Raw genomic sequence first — 13,103 nt, forward strand, 5'->3', positions numbered from 1 at the left:
CTACAACGATAAAGCGGCGCTGCACGCCGCTCCGGAGGATGCATGAAACCCGCTACACCGAAGTCAGCTCGAACCGCGCTTGTCATTGGCGGCGGCGCACCGAACGCCACCCTGATGGGTGGGGCGCTGTGCGCATTTATCGATCACGGCGTGCAATTCGATGTCATTTCCACGGCGGGTGCCGGGGCGCTCATGGGTTTGCTGTATCAGGCTCCCAAGAATGGCAACCCACGCCAGGCGTTGAAGGAGTGGGCCAGTAATGGTGTAGCCGATCTGATCTACCAGTGGCTGCCGGTCAATTACAAAGTATTCATGAAGCCGGGGCTAGGCGCAGATATGTGGCGCAACTGGCTGCATCGTGACCCGTTTATTCAGGCCGTCCTCGAGCAAAGTTACAAGCAATCTCAATTCGTCGGTGACAGCATCCAACTGTGGCTGCAGGCACTGACACCCGCTACCTGGAGCTGGAACAGTCAGGGTCTATGCGCGCATGTCCCGTTTGTAGAGGACATGGTCGACTTCAGCAAAGTCCCGGCCATCGATCCGGCCTTCTACATCAACGCCTACAACGTCACGCAGCATCGGATGGAAATATGGGACAAGCAGCAGCTCAATGTTGATCATTTCCGCGCAGCCCTGTCCTTCCCTTTTATTTATCCGCCCTACAAGATCGGTGACAGCGAATACATCGAAGGCGCAGCCATTGACACGCTCAACCTGAAAGCACTGTTAAACGATGACGAGCACAAGGCGGATCCCGGCCTGCATCAGAGCGTGGAAACCATTGTCGTCTTCGATGTACTGGGCAGCGATCACCTCATTCACACACCACGCAATCTGTACGATGCCTGGGTGCAAAGCATCATTACGCCGCTGGTCGAACTCACCCGAGATGATCTGAAGCTCTTCCAGCATCTACACAATGTAGACAAACACGGCCACCCAAAGCGCAAGTTGCTCAAGGTCGACCTGACTCGCCATATTGCCCCGGAACGCTGGGAATCGGTGCTTGACTGGTCGCAAACCAATCTAAGCGAACTGTTCGACCTGGGCTACGCGGCAGGGCAGACCTTTGTGGACGAACAATCACTGGATTTGCTCGGGACGTAACATTTCCTGCCACAACGCTTGCATGACACCAATCGGCCGCTCTAGACTGCGGCCGAACTGTTTCATGAAAGCATGCAGATGGCTACGCCCAATTCCGCCCAGTACGATGAAAGCTCGGTCAAGGTCCTGAAAGGACTGGAGCCCGTCAAGCATCGCCCGGGGATGTACACCCGCACCGAAAATCCCCTGCATATCATTCAGGAAGTGATCGACAATGCGGCGGATGAGGCACTGGGTGGCTTTGCGAAAACCATCGATGTCACGATCTATGCCGACGGCTCGGTGATGGTGGCCGATGATGGGCGCGGGATTCCGGTCGGGATTCACCCGGAAATGGGTGTACCCACGGTTGAAGTGGTGTTCACCCAGCTTCATGCGGGCGGTAAATTCAATAAAAAAGACGGCGGCGCTTACTCCTTCTCGGGCGGCTTGCATGGTGTCGGCGTCAGCGTGACCAATGCCTTGTCCACTCGCATGGAAGTGCGCGTAAAACGCGATGGCCAGGAGCACGCGCTAGCCTTCGGTGACGGTTTTGTGATTGAACCGCTGGCCGTGGTCAAGGATGTGGGCAAGAAGAACACCGGCACCAGCGTACGCGCCTGGCCAGACCCAAAATATTTCGATTCGGCCAATATTCCATTTGGCGAGCTCTCGCATATCCTGCGCTCCAAGGCTGTGCTGCTGCCCGGCATAACGGTCAACCTGCACGTTGAAAAACGCGATGGCAGCCTTGAAACCACGGCTTGGTGCTATCCGGATGGACTGGCCGGCTACCTCTCGGAGCAACTGGCTGATCAAGAACTTGCGGTCCCCCTGTTCAAAGGCGAACGCTTTATCGCAGAAGCTAACGACAGCTTCTCGGTGGGCGAAGGTGCGGCCTGGGTGATCACCTGGACAGAAGAAGGTGGCATTGCCCGTGAAAGCTATGTGAACCTGATTCCTACACCGTCGGGTGGTACGCATGAAACTGGACTGCGCGATGGTGTTTTCAATGCGGTGAAGAGCTTTATCGAGCTGCACAACCTCATGCCCAAGGGCGTGAAGCTGCTGCCTGAAGATTTGTTTGCGCGCGCATCGTTTGTACTGAGTGCCAAGGTGCTTGACCCGCAATTCCAAGGTCAGACCAAGGAGCGCCTGTCCAGTCGCGATGCGGTGCGTCTGGTGTCCGGACAAGTGCGTGATCCCTTCGAGTTGTGGCTCAATGAACATCTGGACTACGGCAAGAAACTGGCCGAGCTGACCATTCGTCAGGCACAGAGCCGCCTGCGTGCAGCCAAAACCGTGGTCAAGAAAAAATCCAGCGGCGTAGCCGTGCTGCCCGGCAAGCTGACCGACTGCCTGAGCGATGACATTGGCCGCCGCGAGCTATTTCTGGTGGAGGGCGATTCGGCTGGCGGCTCCGCCAAACAGGGTCGCGATAAGGATTTCCAGGCCATCCTGCCCCTGCGCGGCAAGGTACTGAACAGCTGGGAAGTCGCCAAAGAAGAGTTGTTCGGGAATAACGAAATTCATGACATCGCTGTAGCCATCGGGGTCGACCCGCATACCTCCGACCAGACGGTTGATCTGGCCGGCCTGCGCTACGGCAAGATCCTGATCATGAGCGATGCTGACGTCGATGGCTCGCATATTCAAGTGTTGCTGTTGACCCTATTCTGCCGCCATTTCCCGCAGTTAGTGCTGAACGGACATATCTACATCGCCCGACCGCCACTATTCCGTATTGATGTGGCCGGTAGTGGCAAGCAAAAGCCGCCGCGTAAATTCTACGCACTGGATGATGGCGAGCTGGAAGCCATTCTGGATAAGCTGCGCATGGAAAAGGTGCGCGAATCGTCGTGGAGCATCAGCCGCTTCAAGGGTCTGGGCGAAATGAACGCGGAACAGCTCTTTGACACCACCATGAACCCGGATACCCGCCGGACCCTGCGTGTAGAACTGGAAGCCTCAGACCCTGACACCAAGCGCATCATGACCATGCTGATGGGCAAAGGCGAGGCCAGCTCACGTCGAGCCTGGCTGGAAGAGAAGGGAAATCTGGCCGAAGTGGATATTTGAGCAAACTGTCCGGAGGAACTGTACTGTTGCGACACAGTAACAGCACAAATGTAAATAAAAAATTACAATTGGTGCATTTTGTACACGATGTTAATGTATCCCCTTACAAAGATCGCTTTTGATATATCTTTGCATATCAAGCGTGAACCTGTTCACGTTGATGCTTATCAAGAATAAGGAGATTTCCATTGCAACTCATTAAATTGTTTAGCTGTGTCGGCGCCTTCTGCATGCTGGCCGCGTGCGCAAGCACTCAGAATCAACAAGTCGCCAGCAACGATGGTGACGAAATGGTAGAAATTACCGGCAGTCATATCAAACGTCGTGCAAACGATGCTCGCCATGTAAATGTGACAACAGCTGATCCAGAGGAATTGCGTCGTCAGGCTGAAATGCCAAAGGCCGGCTTCGAGACATTGGGAAGAAATGGCATTTAATTTATTCACTTAAATCCAGCATTGATGTTTACCATTGGGCGTACACCGATTTGTACGCCCTTTGTCTTTTATGGAATGACGGATTGAGCAGCTACGCAGTCCTGCACTGTTGCTTCGAAGTCACAACCGTTATGCATATATTGACCGGAACCCATTTAAATTAAACACAATGTTACAATTACTTATGGCATCGCTCGATTTAATCAAGAAAGGCATCGAGCTTTGTAATATGTGTAACCTAATGCAATCAAATACAAGGAGAATGACATTGAACATGCCTAAACTATTTATCTATGCAGGCGCCATTTGCATGCTTGCTGCATGTGCATCCACACAACATCAGCAGATGGCCAGTACTGATCGCGAAGAAACAGAAGAAGTCACGGGAAGTCACTTTAAGCGGAGAGTCTCGGACATGCGAAATACCAACGTCAGTCGCGCAGATGCTGAGGAATTCCGCAACCAGGCAGAACTCAATCCACCGTATGCAAAAACAGTTGGCACGCCGGGTCAATAAACTCAACATCGCTTTATAGAAAAAGGTATTTGGACATACCCAAACACTAGGCTGAATTAAGTATTTATCGAGGGCGTACATATTTATGTACGCCCTTTTCAAAATCATTTCCCGTCACACTACAATCAATACCAATCTCTGCCATGCATCTCACGCAAAATGCAGTGCCAATGCCAGCAATATCACAGTCGGTTGAATTACTGTCGGCATTTATTTTCCCCTTTTAACTACCGCTCAAGCCTTGAGCGCCTCAACAATCCGTACATTTGCTGCACGATAGGCGTGACGCAAGCTGGCAAACAAGGTAATGAGTACGCAGATCGCCATCGAAACGCCCCAAGGCAGCAAGCCAGGCTCGACCGCCACAGAGAAGCGAGCCAGATAGTGATACTCACCCAGCCAGGCAACGGGCACCCCCACCAGCAATCCAAGTCCCAGCAACATCACCGGCTCTCGCAGGAAAAAGGCGAGCAGTCTGGGTGAAGATGCGCCATGCAGTTTGCGCAGCACCAGTTGTCGATAATGACGCTCTGCGTTGTGCCCCGCCAGGGCATAGAGACCGCCAATGCCCAACAAGCATGCGACCCATGATGAAGCCAGCAGCAACTTCCCCAGCACAAAGTCATGCTGATACGCTTCACGATAGAGCTGATCAGCATCGTTATATTGCAGAAGATCATCGGGGAAGTAGCTGCGCCACAGATCAGCCACTTGCAGATCGCCAGACCAGTTGTCCGGACTCACCCGAATGATGAGCCCCTGTAGCCAGAAAGTACTTTGTACGTACATGACTGGCCCGGTCTGATCGCTCACTCTGGCGCTGCTATGACGCACATCTTTGACCACGCCAACCACGCGACACCCCTCTCCACCATCCGAGCGCAAGAACTGCCCAAGCGCATGCTGCAGATCAGTCAATCCGAATGCTTTTGCGGCAGACTCACTGAGTACGCATTCATCGCTTTGATCAACTGGACTATCTTCAACAAAAGTCCGCCCCGCTAAGGGAGACAGATGCAACAGAGAGAAAAAGTGCTTATCCACTGTTTCTTCCCGCAGATTGATCCCAGCGGGCTGTCCAGCCAGCCGGTAGTCCCCCGTGTTCCGGACACCGCCCGCATTGCCGGGAAGATTTTGCGCAAGCGCCACCTGAGTCACGCCCTCAATCCGCGCAACCGCGGCTGCAAATGCTTGCTTGCGAGCAAGCAGTGTAGCCGGATCAACGGTGCGGTTTTCCGCAAACATCAACCACTTCAGGCCGCGCTTATCGTAGCCAATATCCAGTTGATGCAAGTGCTCCATTTGCAAATACACGACGCTACCAATACACACGATGCTCATGGTGGTTGCCAGCTGCACCACAGTCAGCAAGCGTCGGAACCAACGCCCCGGCAAAGTCTCCTGATGATCTCGTCCGGCCAGCGCCTCGCCTGGTTGAATACGTCCAGCGGTTCGCCATGACCACAGACTTGCACACACACCGACCATGATGGCCAGCAATAGCAGCGCCAGCACATTCTGGAGATCGAGTATATTGCCTTCGCGCATGCCAATCATGTGGGCAAACGATGCGGACAGCAGCCACGCAAGAAACACGCCGCCTATCCACGCCACCCATGCCGTCATCACGGACTCAGCCATGAATTGCATACGCACGCGCCCCACACTAGCGCCCAATACCTTGCGCATTGCAAGCTCACGTGTCCGGCGTACCGTACGCAGGGTGGTCAGATTCACGTAATTGATAAAGGCCAGCAACAGCACTGCGATGCCCACCAGCGCCAAGCCACCAGCCCGCTCAAGTATGTCTCTGCTGAATGCGCCATCTAATAGCATGCGCTCGAATGGAATCAGCCGAAAGCGCGCAATATGCCCATTGACGCGTTCCTCTGGTTTCATCCATTGCGCCCAGGGCGAGTCATCCATCACCGCTACTAATTGGCTTGCAATCCCTGACACATCCGCACCGGGCTGCAAAGAGGCGAATAAGCTGCCGTGGAAGTGGCCCCAGGCATTGATGGCAAAGCCTCGATTTGTCCATGCAGCGGATTCCGTACCGGCCAGCACATCAAAGTCAAAATGCTCGTAACCCGCCAAATCAGGCAAGATTGCCACCACGCGCAAGGGCTTACCTGCAACCGACAGACTCTTGCCAAGTGCATCTGCATGACCAAACAGCTCCACTGCAAGTGCCCGGCGAATTGCCACGGCATCGGGCTGCACCAGGGCTGCTGCCACATCACCTTGTAGCACCCGAAGTCCCGTCATAGCCGGAAAGTCAGGGTCGACAAAGGCAAAGTTGCGGCGCAGTACGGTCTGCCCCACACGCAGTGATTGATCGTAGGGATAGTAGCGAGACAACGCGGCTATACCGGATAGATTGCCCAATTTGGGTTTCACCGGCACGGGTACATATCCTACCCAGTCCCCCTCCCGTCCCTGATTGCTGACGGACAACTCCACACGCATCAAATTGGATTCGGCAGGAACCGACTCAATTCTCAGGCTGTTGCGAATAAACGCACCCAGCAGCAAAACAGTAGCCATCGCAACAGCCAGTCCGCCCAGCACCACGAGCGCATATACCTTGTCGGCAATCAATAGACGACAGGCAACTCGAAAATCTTTCCAGTTCATCAGGCTTTCCCCGGTATCTTGTTTTGTGCAAGCGACCAATCGCTATGCCATGCAGACTTACACGCGCTGAGCGGCATCCACCAATACGCGTCCATCCAGAAGTTGAATGGTGCGATTAGCCTGTGCGGCATGTGCGGGAGAGTGAGTCACCATGATCACCGTGGTGCCATCTTCATTAATCTGCCGCAACATCTTCATGACTTCGTCGCCATGAGCCGAGTCCAGATTGCCTGTGGGTTCATCGGCTAGTAACAGGCCGGGGCCTGCAACCAGGGCGCGTGCAATGGCGACGCGCTGCTGCTGACCACCGGATAGCTGCGATGGACGATGACGGGCACGATGCGAGACGCCGAGCTTATCCAGAGCGGCCTCGATACGCTGTTTGCGTTCTTTCACCGGCGTATCGGTATATTCCAGCGCCAGCTCTACGTTTTCGAATACGTTCAGCTCTTCAATCAGGTTAAAGCTCTGAAAAATAAAGCCAATGCGACCACGACGCAGCTGATTGAGTTTTGACTCACGCCAGCCTGCCACATTGTGACCATCGAACCAGTACTCGCCACTTGACGGTACATCCAGCAGACCAAGGACGCTCAGCAGTGTGGATTTTCCGCAGCCGGAAGGCCCCGTGATCGCGACGTATTCACCTGATGCAATGTCCAAATCAATGCCATTCAGGGCGCGGGTTTGCACTTCGCCAGCCAGATGCAGTTTGGTGACATTAACGAGTCTGAGCATGTTGGTTTCCTCCTGTTGTATTTGATATGGTGCGACGCGCAGCTAAGCAGAATGGGCTAAAAATCATGGTATCCGTCCGAATGGTTAATGCCCGATATCAAGGGCATGTGCCTTAGCAAACGTGGCATATGTCGATACCACCACCCGCTCTCCCGGATTGAGCCCGGACAATACTTCGATCTGGCTACTGGAACGACGCCCCGTCCTGATGGCACGCCGTTCTGCATGCTTGCCCTGAGCATCCGCCACAAACACCCATGCCCCACCCGTATCGTTAATGAAGGCATCGTAGGGTAGCAGTAAGGCAGGCTTCGGATCGCCCAGCGTCAAGCGTGCATCGACACTCTGACCGGGGCGCATGCCCTTGGGTTGTGCGCCGTCAAAGGCCAGCTCAACCTGAAAGCGCCCATCCTTGACCTGAGGAAAGGCGCGTACGACATTGACGGAATAGCTTTGGCCATCCACCGATACCGCACCCTTCTGCCCCGCATGGACGCGGCTCACATAGTATTCATCGACCGAGGCGGTCAGTTTGAAATTACTGGGATCATCAATACGTCCTACGCGAGTGGACATTTGCACCAGCATCCCGACCTGCAAAGAGAAATTGGTTAGCTGACCATGAATGGGCGCACGCACCGTCAATGCATCAATGGCGTTGGCGACCAGCTTGACGCCATCGGCCATACCGCCTACCGCATCTTCCTGCTTTTTCAGGGCAGCATCACGCAATGGCTGTTCGCGGGCATAGCTCTGCTCCAGTGCATCCAGCTGCTGCTCCAACCCTTTGACCGCATCTTGCGATGATTCCAGCGCCATGGCCGAAATAAAGCCCTGGCGAGATAGGTCCTCGTTACGCTTATTGTGACGTTTCGCCATATCGAGCTGTCGCTGCAGGTCGCGGCGTTGTGCCCGATAGCTGAGATCCCCCTGCGCTGCTGATTGCTGGGCATTCGACAGCATGCCGTAAGCCTGCGTCAGCTGATAGCGCGCCATGAGCAAGTTTTGCTGGAGATTAGGATTAGACAGGCGATAGAGTGGCTGTCCCTGTTTAACCATGGTGCCGTCTTTTACCAGTACCTGTTCGACGCGGCCGCCTTCAACCGAGTCCAATACCACGCTATTGGCGGGCTCCAGATTACCACGCACGATGATGTCGTCGTGAAACACCCCGCGAGTCACGGAGGCAATATGCAGATCCGCACCCGACACCACCAACCCGTGCGGCATTGCCTGCCAGCCAGCCCACGCCAATCCGGATAACACCGTAGCAGCAATACCAAGCTTGATATATAGCGGCTTACGATTGCGCTTAATCACTTCATCCATGCCCGCACCGCTTACGGGCAGATTGTGATCAGCATGACTCATGGACACTCCCTCCTGCATTGATAACGTTTCATTTCAAGTTATCTGCAAGCTGCGTGCCAGCTTCATCTACCCATCAATATCAGTAACTTACAAAACATGACTCATACGTAAAGGCTGCGAGTGTCCGGGATCGGACAGCGAACAGTGTCCGGAACCGGACACTGTGGTCAGTCACCCTATTCGGCGACGATCTGATTGCGGCCGTTTTGCTTGGCCAGATACAGCATTTCATCGGCACGGCGGAAAAGCTCGGTTTCGCTGCGCAAGGCCGGGTACGCCGCTGCCCCCCCAGAAAAGGTAAAGCCGCGCCAGTCTTCCTCTTCCACCTCAAACAGCACCCCGGCAAACGCCAGGCGCATGCGCTCAAGTCGCAAATAGGCCGCTTCAAGATTGCAGTCCATCAGCAACATGACGAATTCTTCACCGCCAAAACGGCTCAGTAAATCATCCTGTTTCATGTGAACCTGCAACAAGACCGCCAGACGCTTGATCACGATGTCGCCAAAGTGATGCCCCCACGTGTCATTGATATTCTTGAACTTGTCGATATCGATCACGGCCATGGCCATATGCCGATCGGAGCCGGCCTGAGACAGCACGCTACGAGCCTGCTTCTGGAAGCCCACCTTATTCAGCAAGCCTGTCGCACGATCGCGACTGATCAGATTCCGGTTGATACTGATTTTATCCAGGCGATGGATCAATTGCCGGGTAGCCAGCGATGGATCTTGCGCTAACAAGACAGTATCCATGCCCCCTTTAATGGCGCGCGCCAGCAAAGATTCATCATGACGGTGCTGCAAAAGCACCATCTCCAGACTCGGATCGGTTTCCAGATTGCGATTGATGACAGCTGGCAGAATCTCTAGCTGACTAAACAGACGATCATCAATCACCACCATTTCCGGCGGGTGTTCACGCACGTAGCGGTGCAAGGTGTGGGGATCGTCATGATGTACCCAGTGAATCCCCTTGCGGGTCAGCATGGCCACATCAAGCAGACCGCAATCGCCCAGATACACCATTTGATCGGTACTGTGAATCTGATGATCAAATAGCAGGCTAAACAGTTTGTCTATCAGTACATCGTTGGCAATGGGCTTTTCCGCATAGGCCAGACAATTGGTTTCGACCAGCATGCGCTGTAACAGGAAGCGCTCACTTTGCCGACGTGTCTGCAGGTACACATACTGGTGGATTTGCGGAAGTTGCCGCAGCAGATCGCCCAAAAAAGGCGTGCGATTATTACTGGCCTGCAGGTTGTAAAGCACATCCAGATCGACCACAAACAGATCTGCCGATCCTGCCTCTTCGGACGCCATTAAGAAGTCGGCAATCTGATCAAAAAACAGAATGTCGAAATCATAACGATGGGCGTACATAAGCAACGCTTCACGATTATCGTGAATGAAGTATTGCTGCGCCAGAAAATGCACGCTCCGTGAGAACGGTTGACTCTCTCCGACCTGACTCATGACGATTTCCGTAATCATCCCTCCGCTTTATCTTGATAGACCAAGTTTGCACATTCCGTACAGGCAAAGGATCAACGTGTTGCGATAGCCAAAGTGCAACTGATACATTCCCGCCATTGATCACACCGTTGAATATGCATGTCTGAGCAGTCTGTACACGGCCATATCCTGATTCTTGATGACGATGAGGACGTTGCGATCGCAGCGCGTCTGTTGTTGCGACGGCGATTTGCCCGCATTAGCTGGCTGTCTGATCCGTCGCAGCTGGAACACACCTTGCAACAGGGTATGCCCGATGTCGTGTTGCTCGATTTCAACTTTACAGTCGGCCGCACTGACGGCACCGAAGGAATCGATACCCTGACGCGGCTTGTTTCAAAACCGCTTGCGCCCGCCGTCATTGCCATGACCGCGTATGCCGATGTGCCGCTTGCAGTACGTGCGCTTAAACTCGGTGCAACAGACTTTGTTACCAAGCCTTGGGATAACCAGCGGCTGATCAGTACCATCGAGGCGGCACTTGCCAGCCGGACCCCTCGTCAATCAGCTCATGCGAGCGGTGCCTCGCCGCTATTGGGTGAATCTACGGCCATGCGCCAGCTCAATGCCATGATTCACAGCGTCGCCCCCACCGAGGCAAATATCCTGATTCTGGGTGAAAATGGAGTAGGTAAAGAGCTGGTTGCACGAGAGATCCACGCACGTTCGCTACGCCACCGGGCACCCTTTCAGGCCATTGACATGGGCGCCGTGCCTGAATCCACTTTTGAGAGCGAGCTGTTCGGACATAAGCGCGGTGCATTCACCGATGCCCGGCAGGATCGAGAAGGCCGATTTCTAGCCGCCCAGGGCGGTACTTTGTTTCTGGATGAAATCGGCAATATGCCGTTGTCTGCGCAGGCGCGACTTCTGACGGCATTAGAGCGGCGACATATCACGCCTGTTGGCGGTGATCACCCGATTCCATTGGATGTGCGTATTGTCAGCGCCACCAATCTCGCCGAACTGAAGCTATTCGATCCACAGATATTCCGAACCGATTTGCTCTTCAGGCTCAATACCATTGTGCTGCGCGTACCGCCGCTGCGAGAACGCCAGGCAGACATTCCTTTACTGCTGGATCACTATCTTCGGACATATGCGCTCCAGTACCGCAAACCCCTGCGTCCAATTGAACCCGACGCGCTGGCCGCGCTAACCGCCCATGCATGGCCGGGCAATATTCGGGCACTGCGCCACGCATGCGAGCGCGCGACGATTCTGTCACCCCACGACACATTCAGACTGCTCGATTTCGCGATAAGCGAGCCGCACCCCACCCACTCCGGCGGAGTGACCGAAGTAGGATATCCGGAGGATTCCACACTGGCCGAACAGGAACGGCAGACCATTACCGACGTGATGGCGGCCTGTGAAGGCAATATCAGTCAGGCTGCCAAAAAGCTGGGCTTGTCACGCGCCGCACTGTACAGACGACTGGAAAAGCATGGCCTCTGAACCGCGCGGATGGCGCCCACTGCTGCGTCCCCTGATGGCGTGCCTGCTTTTCTGCTCGGGCGTCACTGCACTGTGCTGCCTGCTTATCCCGCCACTTACGCTGACCGATGACATCCGCATGCGTTTACTGGTTCTGGCCATATTGGCAGTCATCATTGGTGTGCCGCTTTTACTGACATCGTTGCGCACACTACAAGCGGGGGAGACTCCCATCGAGGAGGCATCCCCTCCCCCGGTGCAGGATGCATTGGACATGATGTCCCGTCTTCATGCGCTGGAAGCACGTCTGGATCATGCGCCGATTGCATTATTCAGGCAAAGCGCCGGGCAGTGTGCTCCCCTGAACACACGTGCACACCGCCTCATTGCCCCCGGACGCTTCCATCCTCCCATCGCACTGTATGGCATGTTTAACGACACCCCGGGTGATCATCAGCAACTGGTCAGCTTTGAATCGGAGCGTGGTGCCGAACGTGTCCTGTTTGCCGCTACTACCCTGTTAGTTGCAGGACAACAAGAACGCCTCATTGCGCTCCTGCCGGTCGAAAGTGAACTAGAAGCCGAAACGCTCCACGCCTGGCAGCAACTCGTGCACGTGCTGACGCATGAAATCATGAACTCACTTACCCCCGTGGCCTCGCTCTCCAGAACGGCGCTCGAATTAATGGAGATTTCAGATCAGGACATCGATGCACGAAGCGATCTGCATACGGCGCTTGAGGCCATCAGTCGCCGTGCTGACAGCCTGGCCGCGTTTGTATCCAGTTATCGCCGTTTGTCTGCCCTGCCCGCGCCCATCATGGAACGCACACCGGTCAGCCAGCTATTTGCGCGCCTGGAAGCACTGATTCGTCCGGAATGGGATGCCGTTCAGGGTCATCTTCGTTTGAGTATCGAACCGCCGACTGTCGAACTCATGTGCGATTCAGGTCAACTTGAGCAAGCATTCATTAATCTTGCCCGAAATGCACTGGAAGCCTGCCGGCAATCAAATCCTCCGTGCCTGAATATCAGTGCCAGACTCAGTAAAGGCGGGCGTTTGCGCATTGAGGTCAGTGATAATGGTCCCGGCGTGCCAGATGCCATCACCAGCCAGATTTTTACGCCGTTCTTTTCGACCAAATCCAAAGGTCGGGGCATCGGCCTCGCACTCGTTAGACAACTCGTTCATAACAACCACGGGACCGTCAGACTCGCACACGGCATCAGCCAAGGTGCCCGTTTCATTCTGACCTTTTGATTGATCCCCCATCTATCACAGGA

10 protein-coding genes are annotated in these 13,103 nt (G+C 54.6%); 6 read left to right on the forward strand and 4 right to left on the reverse strand.

Annotated features, from left to right (window positions below):
- Window positions 1-42 precede the first annotated feature (42 nt).
- From KSF73_02335 to KSF73_02350, 4 genes are all read left to right on the forward strand, one after another.
- Window positions 43-1,110, forward strand: coding sequence for a patatin-like phospholipase family protein (locus KSF73_02335; GenBank protein ID MBV1774546.1), 1,068 nt, complete (start codon window positions 43-45; stop codon window positions 1,108-1,110).
- A 78-nt stretch (window positions 1,111-1,188) separates the two neighbouring features.
- Window positions 1,189-3,168 (forward strand): DNA topoisomerase IV subunit B, encoded by a 1,980-nt coding sequence (gene parE / locus KSF73_02340; protein ID MBV1774547.1) that lies wholly within the window; start codon window positions 1,189-1,191, stop codon window positions 3,166-3,168.
- 188 nt (window positions 3,169-3,356) lie between these two features.
- On the forward strand, window positions 3,357-3,605 hold the full coding sequence (locus KSF73_02345) for a hypothetical protein (protein ID MBV1774548.1): 249 nt from the start codon (window positions 3,357-3,359) through the stop codon (window positions 3,603-3,605).
- 169 nt (window positions 3,606-3,774) lie between these two features.
- Window positions 3,775-4,122, forward strand: a complete 348-nt coding sequence (locus KSF73_02350; GenBank protein MBV1774549.1) for a hypothetical protein — start codon at window positions 3,775-3,777, stop codon at window positions 4,120-4,122.
- Window positions 4,123-4,356: 234 nt separating this feature from the next.
- Here KSF73_02350 and KSF73_02355 read toward each other — a convergent pair whose 3' ends face one another.
- The 4 genes from KSF73_02355 to KSF73_02370 all read right to left on the reverse strand — a co-directional run bounded on the left by KSF73_02355 (window position 4,357) and on the right by KSF73_02370 (window position 10,343).
- Window positions 4,357-6,759, reverse strand: coding sequence for an ABC transporter permease (locus KSF73_02355; GenBank protein ID MBV1774550.1), 2,403 nt, complete (start codon window positions 6,757-6,759; stop codon window positions 4,357-4,359).
- A gap of 57 nt (window positions 6,760-6,816) precedes the next feature.
- Window positions 6,817-7,497: an ABC transporter ATP-binding protein gene (locus KSF73_02360; protein ID MBV1774551.1), complete on the reverse strand. Its 681-nt coding sequence runs from the start codon at window positions 7,495-7,497 to the stop codon at window positions 6,817-6,819.
- Between the two features lie 84 nt (window positions 7,498-7,581).
- Window positions 7,582-8,868 (reverse strand): efflux RND transporter periplasmic adaptor subunit, encoded by a 1,287-nt coding sequence (locus tag KSF73_02365; protein ID MBV1774552.1) that lies wholly within the window; start codon window positions 8,866-8,868, stop codon window positions 7,582-7,584.
- 176 nt (window positions 8,869-9,044) lie between these two features.
- The gene (locus KSF73_02370) at window positions 9,045-10,343 is read right to left on the reverse strand and encodes a GGDEF domain-containing protein (protein MBV1774553.1); all 1,299 of its coding nucleotides are present in this window, start codon (window positions 10,341-10,343) and stop codon (window positions 9,045-9,047) included.
- Window positions 10,344-10,481: 138 nt separating this feature from the next.
- Here KSF73_02370 and KSF73_02375 point away from each other — a divergent pair, with 138 nt between their 5' ends.
- Window positions 10,482-11,840, forward strand: coding sequence for a sigma-54 dependent transcriptional regulator (locus KSF73_02375; protein MBV1774554.1), 1,359 nt, complete (start codon window positions 10,482-10,484; stop codon window positions 11,838-11,840).
- A gap of 34 nt (window positions 11,841-11,874) precedes the next feature.
- Window positions 11,875-13,080 (forward strand): HAMP domain-containing histidine kinase, encoded by a 1,206-nt coding sequence (locus tag KSF73_02380; GenBank protein ID MBV1774555.1) that lies wholly within the window; start codon window positions 11,875-11,877, stop codon window positions 13,078-13,080.
- Window positions 13,081-13,103: the final 23 nt, after the last annotated feature.

The sequence above is a fragment of the Burkholderiaceae bacterium DAT-1 genome (assembly GCA_019084025.1).
GTDB lineage: Bacteria > Pseudomonadota > Gammaproteobacteria > Burkholderiales > Chitinimonadaceae > DAT-1.

Bases quoted from the DNA above. Each gene is read 5' to 3' on its own strand.
- KSF73_02350 (MBV1774549.1), top strand. From the start codon at position 3,775: ATGTTACAATTACTTATGGCATCGCTCGATTTAATCAAGAAAGGCATC.
- KSF73_02380 (MBV1774555.1), top strand. From the start codon at position 11,875: ATGGCGTGCCTGCTTTTCTGCTCGGGCGTCACTGCACTGTGCTGCCTG.
- KSF73_02365 (MBV1774552.1), bottom strand. From the start codon at position 8,868: ATGAGTCATGCTGATCACAATCTGCCCGTAAGCGGTGCGGGCATGGAT.
- KSF73_02370 (MBV1774553.1), bottom strand. From the start codon at position 10,343: ATGAGTCAGGTCGGAGAGAGTCAACCGTTCTCACGGAGCGTGCATTTT.
- parE (MBV1774547.1), top strand. From the start codon at position 1,189: ATGGCTACGCCCAATTCCGCCCAGTACGATGAAAGCTCGGTCAAGGTC.
- KSF73_02335 (MBV1774546.1), top strand. From the start codon at position 43: ATGAAACCCGCTACACCGAAGTCAGCTCGAACCGCGCTTGTCATTGGC.
- KSF73_02355 (MBV1774550.1), bottom strand. From the start codon at position 6,759: ATGAACTGGAAAGATTTTCGAGTTGCCTGTCGTCTATTGATTGCCGAC.
- KSF73_02375 (MBV1774554.1), top strand. From the start codon at position 10,482: ATGTCTGAGCAGTCTGTACACGGCCATATCCTGATTCTTGATGACGAT.
- KSF73_02360 (MBV1774551.1), bottom strand. From the start codon at position 7,497: ATGCTCAGACTCGTTAATGTCACCAAACTGCATCTGGCTGGCGAAGTG.